This window comes from Halomicrobium zhouii (assembly GCF_900114435.1).
Classification (GTDB): Archaea; Halobacteriota; Halobacteria; order Halobacteriales; family Haloarculaceae; genus Halomicrobium; species Halomicrobium zhouii.
Genome location: NZ_FOZK01000006.1, coordinates 75,494 through 91,705 on the forward strand (window position 1 = coordinate 75,494; position 16,212 = coordinate 91,705).

The window sequence follows — 16,212 nt, forward strand, 5'->3', positions numbered from 1 at the left end:
TGAGTGAGAGAGCGGTCCGCGTCCGTTTCGAAACCTACGCCTCCAGCGTCTCTTCGAGGTCGCCCTGCTCGTCGAGCTGTTCGAGGATGTCGCTCCCGCCGACGAACTCGCCGTCGACGAACGTCTGCGGAATGGTCTCCCGGCCGCTGTACTCCGAGAGCGCCTCCCGATAGGCGTCGGTCGCCTCCAGCACGTTCACCGTCGCGACGTCTTCGTGGTGTTGCTTGATCAGGCCGAGTGCCTTGCGCGAGTAGCCGCACTGGGGCATCAACTCGGTGCCCTTCATGAACAGCGCGACGTCCTCGTTCGCGATGGTGTCCTCGACTGTCTCCGCGACTTCCTCGGGCGAGCGCTCCTGCTCGGGTTCGAAGGTCATGGCGTCGTGTAGTGCGGGCTGCGGTAAATGGGTACCGGCGATCGAAAAGGCCTCCTTCAGTAGAGGAGACTGCGAGCGCAGCCGAGAACACCTCGAAAGCCCCCTCGCGCTCGTGGGCTGCGAACCCGCTGCGCGCTTCGCTCCGCTCAGTGCTTACGGGTTCTCACTCCACGACCGCTCGGCCCCTTTCAGCCCCACCCCGTGTGGATAGTTTAGCGAGCAACGACCGAGTCGTGGGTCTCGGCAGTCACGCCTCGTCCGGCGTCCGCGTCGTCAGCTCGATGGCGTGGATGTCCCTGGTGAGGTGCTCGCCCAGCGCGTCGTGGACGAGCTGGTGCTGGTCGACCAGCGTCTCGCCTGCGAAGGCCGGCGAGACGACGTCGACGGCGAAGTGCTTGTCGTCGTCAGGGTCACGCGGCGTGGTCACGGTGGCCTCGGCGTCGGGGATCTCCTCCTCGATGAGCGTCTCGATGTCGTCGGCGTCCATGTGGGCGGAGTGGGCCACGGCGGCGAAAAGCGTTGGCTTCCCGCACGGGGCCGGCCTCGGGGGTCACAGCGACAGCGTCGCGTCCCGTTCGACGACGGTGTACCCCTGGGCCGCCAGCGCCGCCGGTCGGTAGCGGTTCCCGACGAGCCACGGCGGGAGGTGCCGGAGGTCGAATCGGCGCTCCGACTGCCAGGACACGTCGACGACGGTCTCGTCGCCCCGGTCCTCCATCGACACGGCGTACGTGGCCCACGGTTGCCCGGCGGCAGTGACGACCAGTTCGAGTTCGTCGGTCACTTCCCCGCCGTCCCTCTCGTCGGCGTGGTCGGTCAGCCCGCCGTCGGACGACGGTGTGTGGACGGTGGTTTCCATCGTCACCGAACGCGTTCCGAACAGGTACGTCAGCTCGTATTCCGCACCGTCCGCCGTCGGGCGAACGGCGTCAGCGATACCCCACTGGAACGCGAGCAGCGGTGGACAGGGGCTCTCGAAGTCAGCCCGGACGGCTGCGGCATCGGTGTCCGTGACCAGGCGGGCGGTCCCATCGCTCCGGAACAGCGGCACCCGCACGGCGACGAGAACGGCAGCCGCGACGAGCAATCCCCGGACTAGTGGGAGCGTGAGCAGGGCGACCGCGGCGACTGTGCCGACTAGGAGCGCGACGGTCCAGCTGATCGGTCGCTCGATGCGTTCGTATCGCCGTGCGACGCTCGCGGCCTCGGCCGGGACGTCGACGTCACTACCGGGGACCATGTTCGACGCTTTTCCGCCGTGAAAGTAATCGTACCGCTTCCGGTCCTATCCGCGCTGCAACTCGGCCAGTCGCTCTAGCGAACTCTGTTTCGTCTCGCGGTCGAGTTCCGAGCCTTCGAGCATCGAGCGCATGAACTCCACGGACTGGTCGTAGCGCTCGCGCTCGACGGGATGGGGCGTCGCGTCCTTGCCGCCGTGGGCGTAGGCGTACTTCGCCGGGTCCTCCCGGGAGCTCTCGGCGTCGTAGACGAGTTCGCCGATGAGCGCCAGCGCCCGGAGCGATCCGGGACCGACGCCCTCCAGGTCGACGAGCTCCTCGTAGTCGCTGGGCTGGACCTCGTAGGCGCGCTGGAGCTGGTCGACGGCGTCCATCGAGAGGTCGGCCTTGCTGAGTTCGTGGTGGCTCGGCATCGTCAGGTCGGGGTCGGCGGCCAGTTTCTCGCGCAGGCCGCCGTCGTCGCCGGTCGCGTCACTGGCTGGTCCCGCCGTTCCACCGTCGCCCGTGAAATCACCTAACGAGCGCTGGCCCTGGAGTTCGCGCTTGAGATGCGCCGGGTCGTCCTGCACGAGGTCGACGGAGATCTCGCGGATCTCGTCGGACGCGTCGGCCGTCAGGTCCAGCGGGTCGGCCCGTTTCTCGTCGGAGCAGATGGCCGCCTGGGGCTCCTCGACGAAGCTGTCGACGTCGTCGGAGCGCCAGTGGTAACGCCGGGCCATGTCCTCGCCCATCCCCTGCTGGACGACGCACCAGGCGCCCAACTCCGAGACGGCCATCGTGTGGTGGTAGATGTCGTAGGAATCCTGCACGCAGCCGTTGTCCACGGCGGCGCTCAGCCGGGAGGTCCGCTTCAGCTCCTCGCGCGTGCCCGTCGAGAGGTCGACCGAACTGGCGTCGATTTCGTCGGGGGTCTTCAGCGAGGTCGCGCCCTTCCCGCCGACGACGGTGACGCCGTGTTCGTGGCCGTCCAGCGCTTCCTTCAGCGCACCCATCGTCGTGGTCGTGACGCCGGAGGAGTGCCAGTCGAACCCGAGGACGCACCCCAGCGCCTGGAACCAGTAGGGGTCCGAGAGTCGCCGGACGAGTTCGTCCTGGCCGTACTCATCGACGACGGCCTCTGCGACGACCTCGGCCAGGTCGACCATCCGGTCGAAGAGCCACGACGGGGCCGACCCGCTGTGGAGCGGCAGGTCGGCGCTGCTGCGGCGAGCCATGTCGGTCCCGGCTACGGCATCGACCGACAAGAGGGACCGCCGCGGAGCGAAAGTGGAGCGCGGGCGGTCTCTGGACCGGACCGCGCGGTCGGCCGCTGATCAGCCGCTATTCGTTCACCAGGTGGAGGTCGCTGGCGTCGAGGCCCAGATCGAGGCGGTCGCCCTTCGAGATACCGCTCCCGTCCCCGTCGAGCGCAACCGTGACCTCGGGACCGCCGTCGAGCGCCGCGACGGCCTGGACCGTCCCGCCGAGGTAGAACACGTTCCGCACCTCGCCGGATATCGGGCCCGACCCAACCGTGAAGTCCGCCGGGCGGACCGCGAGGTTCGCGTCCTCCCGCGCCGGGAGGTCGGGCGCCTCGATCGCGGCGAAGCCGAAGTCCACGCGGCCGCCCCGGACCGACCCGGAGAGGACGTTCGACGTCCCCACGAAGTTGGCGACGAACTCGTTGGCGGGCGACTCGTAGACGTCGGCGGGGGAGCCGACCTGCTCGACGACGCCGTCGTTCATCACGGCGATGCGGTCGCACATCGCCATGGCCTGCTCCTGGTCGTGGGTCACGTACAGCGTCGTCACCCCGAGGTCGTCGAGCAGTTCCCCCAGTTCGGTCCGGAGGCTCTGTTTCAGCTTCGCGTCGAGGCCGGTCATCGGCTCGTCGAGCAGGAGGATCCGCGGCTCGATGGCGAGCGCGCGAGCGAGGCCGACCCGCTGTTGCTGGCCCCCGGAGAGGGTCCGCGGGTCGCGGTCGGCCAGTTCCGCGATGTCGAGCAGTTCGAGCAGTTCGAACGCGCGCTCACGGCGTTCCGTCTTCCCGACGCCGTGCATCTTCGGCCCGAACGTGACGTTGCCGAGGACGCTCATGTTGTCGAACAGGGCGTAGGACTGGAAGACCAGGCCGACGTTGCGGTTCTCGGGCGGGGCGTGCGTGACGTCGTCGCCGTCGTATCGTATCGCGCCGTCGGTCGCCGTCTCGAATCCGGCGACGAGTCGCAGCGTGGTCGTCTTGCCACACCCCGATGGGCCGACGACGCCGAGCACTTCGCCGTCCGCGATGGTGAGCGAGACGTCGTCGACAGCGGTGGTCGAGTCGAAGCGTTTCGTGACGTGGTCGAGTGCGACTTCGGACATGTGTCAGATCCTCCGTATGGCGCCGCGGTTGCCGACGATCTGCAGGGCGATGGTCACGAGCGCGACGAGCAGGAAGAACACCGACACTGCGGCGGCGGCGTTCAGGAACGACGCGTTCGTGATGTTGTTGAACAGGAAGATAGAGAGCGGCGGGGTCCCCCGCGAGTAGACGATGTAGGAGAAGTTGAACTCCGCCGCGGCCAGCGTCCACGAGATGATCGACCCGGCGACGATGCCGGCCTTCGCGTTCGGGACGATGACGGTGAGGAACGTTCGGGGCCAGGAGGCACCCAGCGAGCGCGCGCTCTCCTCCAGCCGCTGGAGGTCCATCGACTGGAAACTCGACTGGACGGCCATCACCATGTAGGGCGCCTTCAGCAGCGAGTAGCCGACGACGAGCGCGACGCCGGACGTCGACAGGTCGGGGTAGGTCCGGAGGAAGGCGATGCCGAGGATGATGCCGGGCGCGAGCGGGAGGATGGCGAGGACGTTCACCCAGTCGCGGCCGAGGAACTCGTACCGGGCGACGGCGTAGGCGATGGGGACGCCGACGATCAGGTTGATGAGGACGCCGGCCAGCGCGAGGCCCGCGCTGTAGGCCAGCGACGACCCGACGGAGACGTCGGCACCCACCCCGGTGCCGACAACGACGTCGTTCCAGTGGTCCAGGGTGAGGAACCCGCTCGGGAGCGGGCCGACCCACTCCGCCGCGAAGGAACTGACGAACGTGAGGACGACCGGGAGCGCGAGGAAGGTCACTGTCGCGGCCAGCACGAGCGTCACGAACTGGCGACCGTAGCGCGCCGAGAGACTCGGTCGCTCCGCGCTGGCGCCCATCAGATGCTCACCTCCGCGCTCGTGTACCGCAGCGTCAGGAACGTGAACGCGAGGACGAACGCGAACCACACCGTCGCCATCGCCGAGGCCTGGGCGATATTGAATCCCTGTGCGATCTCGCGGTCGATCTGGAGGGTCCAGACGAGGAGGCTCTTCAGGATCAGGATGGTGCCGAAGATGGCCAGCGCCGTCCGGAACACGAGGACGAACGCGCCGACCAGCCCAGGCTTGATCTGCGGGAGCGTCACGTACCGGAACGTCGCGAGCGGCGACGCGCCGAGGCTCCGGGCGGCTTCCTCGGCGTCGGTGTTCACCTCCGCGTACGTGCCCCGCAAGAGGAGCAGTGCGCGCGGGATCATTGAGTAGAGGTACGCGAAGAACAGGCCGACGACGCTGGTCGCCGTCGCCAGATCGATCGGGGACCGCCCCGAGAACGCCGCGAGGACGTTCGTGATCAGCCCCGTGTTGCCGAAGAGGACGATGATCATGAACGCCGCGACGATGCCCGGCAGGCTGTTCGGGAACGAGAGGACGGTGAGGATGGCCGACTTCGCCGGCAGGTCGTACTTTTCCAGTGCGTGGGCGACCGGCACGGCGACGGCGATGGACGCGACCGTCGTCGCCAGCGCGAACCAGAGCGTGTTGACGGCGATGGTCCGGTAGTACGGGTCGGTCACCAGTCGGCGGTAGTACTCCGGTGTGAACCCCTCGGTGACGAGGCGTTTCTCCGAGACGCTGATCCGGGCCATCTCCGTCAGCGGGACGACGCCCGAAAACAGCAACAGCGCCAGGAACGGCAGACAGAGCGCGACGATCCGGCGCCGCTCGCGCTGTCGCTCGGTCAGGGGCGACACGAGCGAGGGGAGCGTCGCCCGCCCGGCGCCAGAGGCGCCGCCCTCCACAGAGTCTGCACCCGTCGCCATCGGTTACAGGCTGGCACCGCGCGTGATCTCCTCGATGATGGCCGACTGCTTCTCGTTGAGTTCCGCCTGGTCGACCGTGAACTCCGTCTCGTCGTAGCGGCTCTGGTCGGGGAACTCGTCCGGCATGTCCATCTCCGGGGCCCGGATGGGGCGGGCGTAGGCGTCGAGGAAGTGCTGCTGGCCCTCGATGGAGAGCACGTAGTCCATGAACAGCTTCGCCGCCTCCGGGTTCGGCGCATTCTTCAACAGGGCGTAGCCGTACAGCGCGTTGAACGCCCCCTCGTTACCGTTCTCGCCGCCTAGGAGCGCGACGCCGACGTTCTCCTCGGCGACGTCCTCGTTGTTGTACTTCAGGTCCAGCCCGGAGTAGTCGTACCGGATGAACGAGGCGTACTCGCCGCGCGTGAACTGGGCCAGGAAGTTGTCGGTGAACTCCGCGCCGCCGTCCAGGATCTCGTTGTAGTAGTCGATCACCGGCTGGACGTCGTCGAGGCTCCCGCCACGGGCGTTGTTGATAGAGAGCGCCGCGGCGAGGCCGACGGCGGCCTGGGGCGTCTGGAGCGCCAGGTCCTGCATGATGTCGGGGTGGAGCAGGTCCTCCCAGGTCTCTGGCTCGTCGAGGCCGCGCTCCTCGTAGACGTCCGTGCGGTAGGTCAGCGCGGTCGTCACCTTCCGCGTCCCGGTGACGTGGCCGTTCGCGGTCTTGGCGCCCTCCGGCACCTCGTCCCAGTTCGCGGGCTTGTACGCCTGGGTGAGCCCGTCGTTCATGGCCTGGACGTTGTAGCTGTAGCCGCCGTTGAACGCCGAATGCGTCGGCTTCTGGGCGTGCGACCGGGCGTCCTGGAGGGCCTCGCCGGAGGACCGGTCGTCGTCGTTGAGCTGGACGCCGTACTTCTCCTGGAACGCCGACATCACGGAGGGCCAGTTCATCCACCCCGACTGGACGCAGTAGATATACAGCTTCTCTTCCGTGGGGAACGTCCCCGAATCGACCGTCGTCTGCGAGTCGCTGTAGCCGACTTCGTACTCCTCACCGCCGGACCCGCCGGCGCCGCCCAGGATGCCGGTACAGCCCGCCAGTCCGCAGGTCATCGCGGCGCCCGTCGCGCCGAGCAACCGTCTCCGCGTCGTGTCTTGCATACGGACAAATGCCCCCCTGAGACGGAATTTAACGTTTATATGAGATCCACGTACGCGATGGGTGAACTGTCGATAGGTATGTCAGAAGCAAAGTGCTATTAAGCGATCAGTAGTGGACGTACTTCGCGCGCTCTGTGGTCGCGAAGTCGGTGGACGGCGCGGAACCTGACGCCCCGGCGCCTTTACTGTCGGTACGCCAGCAGCGCGGCCCCGGCGATTCCGACGAGGACGAGGACGGCCCCCGCGCCGGTCACGCCCCCGAAGCTGGTCCCGGGCGTCTCGCCGTCGTCGGTCTCACTCGTCGCCCCAGTGGTCGATTCGGCTGTCTCCGTGGCCGGCGCCTGGGCCGCGACGGAGAGCGTCGTGCTGGCGTCGCCGGCGGTCAGGGTCTGTTCACCGGCCGCCTCGACCGGCACCGAGAACGTCACCGTCTCCGAGCTTCGGGGACCTACCTCGACGGTCCGTGACTCGCCGTCGACCGTCTCCCCGTCCACCGCGAGCGAGACGTTCGTCGTCCCGGCGACTTCGCCGGTGTTTGCGACCGTCGCCGTCACGTCGACGGTGTCACCCGCCATGGGTTCGTCGTCCGTGACGGCGAGGTCGGTGACGGTCACCACCGGGCGCTCGACGCCGACGGTGTACACCGGGGCGGCGCTGGCTTCGGCGCGATAGACGTAGGTGTCGTCCGTCTCGTTCACCACCGTCGTCTCGACGGCGTCCGACCCGCCGTCGACGTCGCGCCACAGCGTCACGTGCTCGGGGTCGGCGTCCGCGGCGTCGAGGCGGTCCTTCGCGACGCGGAACCGCACCGCCGCCTCGTCCCCGTCGAGGGACTCGGTCCCGTCGACGGTGAGGGACGAGAGCGCGTCGAACCCGGCGACGTCGTCGGCCGTGACGCTGTCTGGCTCGTCGGCGTGGGCCCGCACCGTCAGCGAGACCGAGTCGTTCCCGTCGGTGTGGACGACGAGTCCCTCGTAGGCGACCGCGTCGCCGCTGGCGTTCGCGTCGAGGTCGACGTCCACCGCGGCGCCGTCGGGCGCCCCGCTGACGTCCACGACGCTCGTGCTCGCGTTGATTCGCTCGACGTCGACCGTCGCGTCCGATTCGTCGGCGTCACTGGGCGGCGCACCCCCGCCGCTGCCACCATCGCCGCCACCGTCGCCGGAGGGCGCCGATGGACTGCTACTGGTGTCGTCCGACGCGTCGTCGTCGCCGGACGAACCGTCGTCCTCTTCGGGCGGATCCGAGTTCTCTGGTGGATCGGGGTTTTCCGGCGGATCAGCGTCGTCTGGAGCGTCTGTCTCTTCCGGCGACTCGGTTTCGTCGGGTACCTCGGTCTCCGCTTCGTCGCCGGAGTCCCCGCCGTCGACGGTACCGTCCTCGCTGACGGTCACGGTCTGCGAGGCGACGCCGTAGTGGGCGGGTTCGTCGCGGTCGATGTTCACCCAGTCGCCGACGCTCACGGTGACGGTGTACTCGCCGGGTTCCTCGAAGTGGTAGCTGTACTCGCTCCCGGCGCGGACTCCCCGGTCGACGACCGCACCGCTCTCGTTCCTGATCGTCCAGTTGTACGCCCGGATGCGGTCGTTGTCGGTGCTGTTCGAGGCGTCGAAGGTGCCCCAGTCGCCGGTCGCCACGGCGTCGGGCCCCGAGATGGCGGCGTCGGGCTTCTCGGGTTCGATGATATCGATTGTCTTCCAGGCCCAGTCGACCTGGTCATCGACGGTCAGGACGCCCACCGCGACGTCGATGGTGTCGAACTGGCCGTCGTAGACCGACCCGTAGTAGGTCTGGTGGCCGAGGTTGCGTTCGTCGTCCTTCCAGACGTCCGGGTTGGTCTCGGCGATGTAGTAGCGGACGTCGGCCTCGGAGGTGGAGTTCGAGGCGTTCAGCCAGTACGTCGCACCCCACTCGACCTGGTCGGGACCCGAGAGCTCCGCGTTCGGCTGCGGGTCGTCGGTGACCGGTTCCTTCGGGACGACCTCGACCGTGCGCGTCGTCTCGTCGCTGTTGCCCGCCCAGTCCTCGACGGTGAGCGTGACGTCGTACGTCCCGGGGACGGCGTAGGAGAAGTTCTTCCGGCACTCGGTGCTCCCGGCGCCCCAGCCCAGGCCGTCGCCGGAGTGCCGTTCGACCGTCGGCCCGTACTCGAACGTCCACTTGCAACTGCGGATCCCCTGGTTGTCCGTACTCGTCGAGTTGAACCAGGAGCCCCCGTCCGTTCGCTCCCACTGCTCGCGCTCGACGGTGAAGTCGTCGCTCGAGGCGATGGACGCGTTTGGCGGCTCCGACTCGGTGACGGTGATCGTCTCCTCGTCCCACGCGACGTTCCCCTCGTCGTCGACGACGCCGAGCCTGACGGTGAACTGGTCCTGTCCGTCGCCGGTCCGGTCGCGCGCGTAGATGGTCGATTCGGTCGAGGAGCGCTGGTACTCGGTGGGCGCGTTCGGGTTGTAGTCCCAGCGGTACGCCGCGATCTCGCCGGTCGAGCCGCCCCCGTCGAGTTCGTAGAGCTGACCGCGTTCGATGGTCTCGGGCGCGTCGAGCACCGGCATCGGCGCGTCGTTGCCGGCGGTCTGCGCACCGACGGTGCCGACGGCGCTCGCCGGGAGCGACAGCACCAGTACCGCAGTCAGCACCAGACCGACCACCCCTGTTCGATGGCTCACGGGGCCTCACCCCGGGTCTGTCCGTCCGTAGTTCCCACCGTCGGCCGGTCGCGGATATCGCGTGTGAACAGTCTGGACATGCGTTGTGACCACCTCGAAGTGCGCCAGTGTGGGCGCCTGGCGGGTAGATTGGCCGACCCGGCGTTTGTTATGCGGCGAGTGCGGCAGCGAAGCGCAGCGGCTACTCGCCGGTATACGGCGTCTACTCGAGGGTAGCGGCCGAAGTTTCCGAGAGAAGGTCGGATATCGTCTGGCAGATGGCCCAGCCGCGGTCACTCAGATGTCGTCCGGTCGCGCTTCCAGCGTGATCGGTTCGTTCCGCTCTTCGAGGTAGTCTCGGACCAGCGACAGCTCCTCCGCGAGGCCGTTGTTCGACCGCAGTACCTCCTGTTCGTTGAGCTCCTCCTCGACGATGTCGACCGGATCGATGCCCGCCGTCGTCGGTTCGAGCGACGGGAACTGTTCGAGTGCCGCCCGAAGCTTGGCCTGGTTCAACTCGAGCAGTTCCACGGTCTCCGGGAGCTGGTCCCCGTCCTTGCGCCGCCGTACCAGGTCGAGAACGGCGACGAACGCCACCGTCCGATCGAAGCGCTGCCGTACGTCTACCGGGATGCCTTCGTTCGTAGATGCTGGTCTGTCTGTGGATTGGCAGCGGCACCGAAATGCCTTCGGAACACTGTTCGCACGCTGCGAGACCGCGGAACCGGCCAGTCGCTCCCCTGCCTGGCCGCGGTCGTCCCCCGACCCGGGGAGGTCCCGAGCGACGGAGACGACCAGTGCGTTCTCTCATCTGACAACGCCAGGACCAGTGACTGTCACAGGGGTTACCAAACCGTTTTGACCGCCGCGTCCTTCACTCGATTCGCCAGTACGAGTCCGGTACTGGCATGGGACTCCCGCATCGATACCCCATCCCCCTGGCCCCCCTGGTATCGAGCCGGGACATTCTCTTCGAGCCCACTTCATCCGTCAGCCGTGTTCAATGTTGATACTGACGGGGGAGGAATTATATCCCGTTCGTCTAGCCTTTAGATGCCGGTCCGCTCCGCTGGTGACTGGCACGAGACTGCGCCCCCCCTCGATCACCCACGACTGACCCCCCTGGGCGATCGAGGTCGGTTCTTCGCCGGCGAGCGACCGCTGCCGCTCCGTTGGGCGCGTGAAGCGATGCTCCCAGCCTGATCGTGCGGTGAGAACGCCGTCAGCGAAGCCAGGCCGGCTTACGAGTACCGAGCGAACCGTGAGAAACGAGTCGAATCGCCGCCCTAGGGCTGCTCGCCCGTCTCGATCGTGAACTCGTCGGTCGGACAGGCGACGCAGGTCAGGCAGTAGCCGTCTTCCATGTCGTCGTCGAACAGCGCCTCGTTGTTGATGTGGCGGATGTAGTCGCTGGCGTTCCCGTCCTGGATCTGGCCCGCACAGGAGACGCACTGGCCCTCGCGGCAGGCGTAGGGGAGGTCCCAGCCCTCGTCCTCGCCGGCGTCGAGGATGGTCTCGTTGTTGGCGACCTCGATCGTCTCGCCCTCCTTGGCGAACTCGATGTCGTAGTACTCGACCTCGTCTTCCGGGATGGACTCGGGGTCGAAGCCCTCGTCTTCTTCTTCCTCCGCCTCCTCACCCTCTGCGAGTTCCCCTTCCGCGCCGCCGGCGGGGATGGCCCCTGCGGGCGCACCGCCGCCGATCGAGCGGTTGTACGGCTCCGGGAAGTCGGTCTCCGGAACGGTGGCAGCCCGCTTTTCGAGCACGTCCTGGGAGATGTCCTCGGTGGGCTCCCAGCCCGTCCCCGACGAGTAGTGGACGACGACGACGAGGAACGTGAGGGCGGCCGCGACGGCGACACTCACTGGATCTACCATACCCGAGCGTTTGGAGCATGCGGTTAAAACTGTTTTCAAGCAGTGCCGCTCTCGCAGCGACGCGGCGCCCGGTCCGCATCCCGACGACCGGCACCCCGGCCGCAACGCTCATGCGAGGCGGCGAGAATCATCCGTTCACAACTCGTGTACGAAGGGGACGTCGGACTGGTGTACGCCGGGGCGTCGGCGATCATGCTGGGATTCTACCTGTTCGCCATCAAGCGCTACTTCTCGTCGTACCCCGCGCCGGTGTACGTCTCGCTCACGTACGGGTGCTCGCTCCTCTGGTACGTCCCGATAGCCATCCTGTCGGTCGACGGCAGCTACCTGCCGGCTGACGACGGCTGGACGGGAGCCGCGGTCCTCGCGTTCGTCGTGGTGGGGTCCGCGATTGCCGTCCTGGCGTCGTTCAGGGCCATCGCGCTGGGCGACGTCTCCTACGTCGCCCCGATCAGCAAACTGGTGCCCGTCTTCGTCGTCCCCATCGAGGTCGCCGTCTTCGGACAGCACCTGACCCCGCTCCAGACGGCCGGCATCGTCGTCGCGACTGCCGCCGTCTACGTCGCCAACTACGAGCGCGGCGCGCTCGTCGAGCCGCTGGTCCGCGCCGCCCACTCGCGGCCCGCCCAGCTCGCACTCCTGAGCGCGGCAGCGTTCGGGGTCACCGACGTCGGCAAGCGCGCACTGACCCAGGAACTCGGCGTCCCGCCGGCGAGCGTGAATCTCGCGCTGTTCGTGGGCGTCGCCCTCGCGCTCGCACCCCTGGCGGTCCGTCACGTCCCCGACGGCGCCCGGGACGACGCGGCGAAGTTCCTCGCACTCGGGCTCCTGCTCGCCGTCGCGGAACACCTGGTGATACTCGCGTTCACGACGCTGCCGGCGAGTCTCGCCTCGCCAGTGATCAACTCGTCGGCCGTCTTCGCCGTCGTGCTCGGCGGCGTCTTCCTCGGCGAGGACGCGCTGGGCGTCCGCCTCGGCGCGGCGGCACTGGCCATCGCCGGCGTGACGATGATCGGCATCGGCTGACCGACCCGCCCGCCGTCTGCTCTCTCACTCTTCCCCATCTTTTTCCCGCTCGGGTGCGCTCCGCGCACCGCTCGCGGCAAAAACATGGGTGAAAAAGGCGCCCTCGCTCCGCTCGGGTGAAGAAACGGCTCGCGCCGCTCGCCGTCTGCTACTCGCGCCGCGGGACCTCGTGCCGGCCGAACCCGTAGCGAAGTCTGTTAGCGAGCCGTCGCGAGAACCGCCCCGGATCGTCGCCGTCGGTCGACCGAGAGCTAAATCGCTCGGAAAGCGCCTGGTAGATCAGAGGGACCGGCACCTCCTGTTCCAGCGCTTCCTGGACGGTCCAGGTGCCGGTCGACCCGCCCTCGATCCGGTCGGCGACGTCGCCGAGATCCGAGCCCTCCTCGCGGAACGCCTCCTCGCAGAGTTCGAGCAGCCACGAGCGGATGACGGCGCCGTTGTTCCAGGTGCGCGCGACGGACTCCAGATCGAGGTCGAAGCGGCCGTTGGCGAGCAGTTCGAACCCCTCGCCGTAGGCCTGCATCAGCGCGTACTCGACGCCGTTGTGGACCATCTTGACGTAGTGGCCCGACCCGGTGGGGCCCATGCGGTCGTGGCCCGCCGGGCCGGTGGCGACGGCGTCGAAGACGGGGACCATCGCCTCGTAGGCCCACTCCGGGCCGCCGACCATCAGTGAAAAGCCCTCCTCGGCGCTGGCGGGCCCGCCCGACGTCCCGCAGTCGACGTAGGCCGCGTCGGTGCGCTCGGCCCGCCGCAGCGTGTCGTGGAAGTTGGAGTTGCCGCCGTCGACGACGACGTCGTCCTCGTCGACGATGCCGTCCAGTTCGTCCAGCGCCGCGTCGATGGGGTCCCCGGCGGGGACCATCAGCCAGATGCGCTTCTCCTCGCCGAGCTTGCTCGCGAGGTCCGAAATCGAGTCGGCCGGTTCCGCGCCGGCGTCGGCCGCGTCCGCGACGGCCTCCTCAGAGATGTCGAAGGCCACCACGTCGTGGCCCGCATCCAGCGTTCGGTCCACGACGATGCGACCCATCCGCCCGAGTCCGATGACGCCCAGTTGCATACGAGGGGGCTCTCGGAGCGGGGAGGTAGGGGTTGTGGTTCGGGGCGACTCGAATCCGACCCTCTCCTCTCGTTCAGACCTCCTCGAACGACCAGCGCTGGTTGTCGCCGCCGTGGTAGGGCCACTGGAAGACGTTGGCACCGTCGGCGGTCGAGGCGCCCTCGACGTCTGCGACGTTCCCGCTGTGGGCGTTCTCCAGGTGGTAGGTGCCGTCGCCGTTGTCCACGATCGCCCAGTGCTGGCAGGCGTGACCTGTGTCGGCGTACTGTCGGACGTTGGCGCCGTCGCTGGTGTCGGCGTTGGCGACTTCCAGCAGTTTCCCGCTGTGGGCGTTGGTGAGCGTGCAGGTTCCGTCCCCGTTGTCGGTCACGTCCCACTCCTGGCAGGGGTGGTCGGTGTTGCCGTACTGTCGGACGTTGGCGCCGTCGCTGGTGTCGGCGTTCGCGACCTCCAGGAACTTCCCGCTGTTGGCGCTCGTGATCCGGTAGGTTCCCTCGCCGATGGGTGTGTCGCCAGTGCCGCCGGTTCCGCCGTCGTCGTCTCCACCGCCGTCGCCGCTCCCGTCATCACTGCTGCCGTCGTCTCCACCGCCGTCGCCGCTCCCGTCGCCACCGCTCCCTGGGTTCCCGCTGCCGGTCTCGACTGCCGCCGCCCACTCGGCCAGCCACTCCCGCAGCCCGTTACTGGGCGGGTTCAGAGAGTGGGTGTTCTCCGGAAGCTGTGGGTACCCACCGAGATCGTCCGGCGTGGCGACCCAGAAGTCGTACGGCGAGTCCAGCGAGTCGTTGCCGGCGCGATTGCTGATCTCCTCGAAAATCCGCCTGTCGTGTTCGGTGCGGTCGGCCGGTCGCGCGCCGGCGTTGGCGAGGTTGTGTGACTCGACCTCGCCCGAGGACATCGCGGAGAGTCCGCTCGGCCACAGCGGCCGCGAGCCGAGTTCGTCCGTCTCCGCGAACGGCTGGTCCGAATCGAGCGACGGGTCGGTGGCGACGTTGTCCGAGACGAACGCCGACCCGCCGTCCAGCACCGGATCCCCCGTGTCGGCCGTGCCCGCGTAGACGTTCCCGACGAAGCTGGTCTCGGCCGAGTCGTCGGCGTTGGCCGCCTCGTCGAAGAAGTACGCGAGGTTGTTGACGACGACGCTGCGCGTATCGCTCTTGAGTCTGGGGACTCGCCCCCGGACCTTCGCCCAGACGTTCCCGAGGAGCGCGACGCGGTCGGCGCCGTCGCCCACAAGCGTCCCGTAATTGTGGTCCGATTCGTCGCCGTAGGGGTTCCACAGCCCTTCGGCGATCAGGTTGTTCGAGAAGGTCGTCCGGTCGGAGTCGTAGCCGACTGACATGCACTCGTCGGTGCCCCACGTCGCCGTCACGTGGTCGACGACGTTGTTCGAACTCCCGTCGGCGGTGTTCAGCGAGTCGTTGCTCTGGATGCCGCCGTCGCCGGGCCCGATGCGCGTCCGTATGTGCTGTACCACGCAGTCGTTCGCGGCGACCTGTAGCTGGCCGTTGACGAACGTGATACCGGGTGACGGCGCGGTCTGGCCGGCGACCCAGCACTGGTCGTTCGATATCTCCAGGGGCTCCCCGCCCAGGTCGATCGTGCCGCTGGTCGCGAAGGCGACGACGCGCGGGCCCGAGGCCTGGAACGCCGCCTCGACGGCCTCCCTCGTGGCCTCTTCGACGACGATCACCTCCGCGCCGTCGTCGAGCCACGACGTGTCGGCGAACCCGTCCTCGACGTGGAATCCGCCGCCGCCGTGTGCGGCACTCGCCTGGCCAGCCAGCGAGGCGGTTCCTATCGCGGTCGCTACCGCACCCGCCGTCGCCGTCTTGAGAAACGTCCGGCGCGACGGCCCCCTGTCGTTCGATGCTCCCCTCTCGTGATCAGATCGCTGTGTCATGGGTCTGGTGTCTCGATGTCTGGTGGACGACCTCCCCTACCGGTTCGTCCACCGCGTGGGGGAGGTTTGCACACTGCCTGGTTAAATACTATCTTATTAACTGTGCAAAAATGGGCCCGGGGGGCGACGTAGTAACCGGGTAATCGCGACCGGCAGAATCGACGACGACCTCGACGGCCGTCGGAAGGGACCGGTTCCCGAGGACCGGTGCGTATATCGGTCGTCCCCGTCGTGGAGTCGACGAATGGACGTCCCGAGAACATCTCGGTCGACACAGATCGGTCTCCTCGGGTGCGTGTTGCTCGCCGCCGGCGTCTATCTCCCGTGGCTGACGCAGGCCGGGGGGACACTCGAACAGGTCGGTCCGTGGGAACTCGCCGGGTTTCAGCCGGCCCGCGCGGTTCTCCTGGTGCCGCTGCTCGCGGTATTCGTGCTTCGTGCGAGCGGGCGACTGGCACGGTTCCGGCTGATCCTTGTGGCGGGAATCGGCGTCGCGAGCGTCGTCGTTCCGCCGCTCCGACTCCTTCAGGCGGTCAACGCGTCCGGTGTCCATTTTGTCCCGGACCTCGGGTTCTTCCTCACGGCGCTGAGCGGGCCAGTTCTCGTTGCGGCGGCGACGCTGGCGTGGACCGAACGTCGCCGCAGCGCGACGAACGACGAGCAATCAAGCGCCGTCCGTGCACCGGCTCGTGAGCGCCAATGAGACAGCGTATCGAAGACCGGTGTGGCCGTCACAGTTCTCCGAACGCGGTCGGGAAGCGAAAATTTATACGAACGACCGCCAAGGTTCGGGTATGGGCCTGATGACGTCGGTAGTACGATAGCGAGGCTGGCAGCCGCG

At 67.9% G+C, this 16,212-nt stretch carries 15 protein-coding genes; 2 read left to right on the forward strand and 13 right to left on the reverse strand.

What is annotated here, in order from left to right; all coding sequences use genetic code 11:
* Nucleotides 1-34: 34 nt before the first annotated feature.
* The 11 genes from BM337_RS20045 to BM337_RS20095 all read right to left on the reverse strand — a co-directional run bounded on the left by BM337_RS20045 (nucleotide 35) and on the right by BM337_RS20095 (nucleotide 11,382).
* Nucleotides 35-376: a glutaredoxin family protein gene (locus tag BM337_RS20045; protein ID WP_089819361.1), complete on the reverse strand. Its 342-nt coding sequence runs from the start codon at nucleotides 374-376 to the stop codon at nucleotides 35-37.
* Nucleotides 377-623: 247 nt separating this feature from the next.
* On the reverse strand, nucleotides 624-863 hold the full coding sequence (locus BM337_RS20050) for a BolA/IbaG family iron-sulfur metabolism protein (protein ID WP_089819362.1): 240 nt from the start codon (nucleotides 861-863) through the stop codon (nucleotides 624-626).
* Nucleotides 864-926: 63 nt separating this feature from the next.
* Nucleotides 927-1,616, reverse strand: coding sequence for a hypothetical protein (locus BM337_RS20055; protein WP_089819364.1), 690 nt, complete (start codon nucleotides 1,614-1,616; stop codon nucleotides 927-929).
* Nucleotides 1,617-1,661: 45 nt separating this feature from the next.
* A complete protein-coding gene (locus BM337_RS20060) occupies nucleotides 1,662-2,828 on the reverse strand; it encodes a DUF763 domain-containing protein (RefSeq protein ID WP_089819366.1) in 1,167 nt (388 codons plus the stop codon).
* A gap of 106 nt (nucleotides 2,829-2,934) precedes the next feature.
* On the reverse strand, nucleotides 2,935-3,957 hold the full coding sequence (locus BM337_RS20065) for an ABC transporter ATP-binding protein (protein WP_089819369.1): 1,023 nt from the start codon (nucleotides 3,955-3,957) through the stop codon (nucleotides 2,935-2,937).
* Nucleotides 3,958-3,960: 3 nt separating this feature from the next.
* Complete coding sequence (locus BM337_RS20070; protein ID WP_089819371.1) at nucleotides 3,961-4,794, reverse strand: ABC transporter permease; 834 nt, start codon at nucleotides 4,792-4,794, stop codon at nucleotides 3,961-3,963.
* A complete protein-coding gene (locus BM337_RS20075; protein WP_089819373.1) occupies nucleotides 4,794-5,717 on the reverse strand; it encodes an ABC transporter permease in 924 nt (307 codons plus the stop codon). Before BM337_RS20075 ends, BM337_RS20070 begins: the two co-directional genes overlap by 1 nt.
* 3 nt (nucleotides 5,718-5,720) lie before the next feature.
* Nucleotides 5,721-6,857, reverse strand: coding sequence for an extracellular solute-binding protein (locus tag BM337_RS20080; protein WP_089819375.1), 1,137 nt, complete (start codon nucleotides 6,855-6,857; stop codon nucleotides 5,721-5,723).
* Nucleotides 6,858-7,039: 182 nt separating this feature from the next.
* On the reverse strand, nucleotides 7,040-9,526 hold the full coding sequence (locus BM337_RS20085) for a PKD domain-containing protein (protein WP_143117771.1): 2,487 nt from the start codon (nucleotides 9,524-9,526) through the stop codon (nucleotides 7,040-7,042).
* A gap of 276 nt (nucleotides 9,527-9,802) precedes the next feature.
* Complete coding sequence (locus BM337_RS20090) at nucleotides 9,803-10,102, reverse strand: hypothetical protein (protein ID WP_089819379.1); 300 nt, start codon at nucleotides 10,100-10,102, stop codon at nucleotides 9,803-9,805.
* A gap of 689 nt (nucleotides 10,103-10,791) precedes the next feature.
* A complete protein-coding gene (locus BM337_RS20095; RefSeq protein WP_089819381.1) occupies nucleotides 10,792-11,382 on the reverse strand; it encodes a 2Fe-2S iron-sulfur cluster-binding protein in 591 nt (196 codons plus the stop codon).
* 144 nt (nucleotides 11,383-11,526) lie between these two features.
* Here BM337_RS20095 and BM337_RS20100 point away from each other — a divergent pair, with 144 nt between their 5' ends.
* Entirely contained in the window at nucleotides 11,527-12,408 is an 882-nt protein-coding gene (locus BM337_RS20100) for an EamA family transporter (protein ID WP_089819383.1), read from the forward strand.
* A gap of 148 nt (nucleotides 12,409-12,556) precedes the next feature.
* On the opposite strand, the gene BM337_RS20105 is transcribed toward BM337_RS20100, so the two are convergent.
* Nucleotides 12,557-13,468: an NADP-dependent phosphogluconate dehydrogenase gene (locus BM337_RS20105; RefSeq protein WP_089819385.1), complete on the reverse strand. Its 912-nt coding sequence runs from the start codon at nucleotides 13,466-13,468 to the stop codon at nucleotides 12,557-12,559.
* Between the two features lie 73 nt (nucleotides 13,469-13,541).
* A complete protein-coding gene (locus BM337_RS20110; protein ID WP_089819387.1) occupies nucleotides 13,542-15,371 on the reverse strand; it encodes an RICIN domain-containing protein in 1,830 nt (609 codons plus the stop codon).
* A gap of 244 nt (nucleotides 15,372-15,615) precedes the next feature.
* Between BM337_RS20110 and BM337_RS20115 the strand changes: the two genes are divergently transcribed.
* Entirely contained in the window at nucleotides 15,616-16,074 is a 459-nt protein-coding gene (locus BM337_RS20115) for a hypothetical protein (RefSeq protein ID WP_089819389.1), read from the forward strand.
* Nucleotides 16,075-16,212 lie beyond the last annotated feature (138 nt).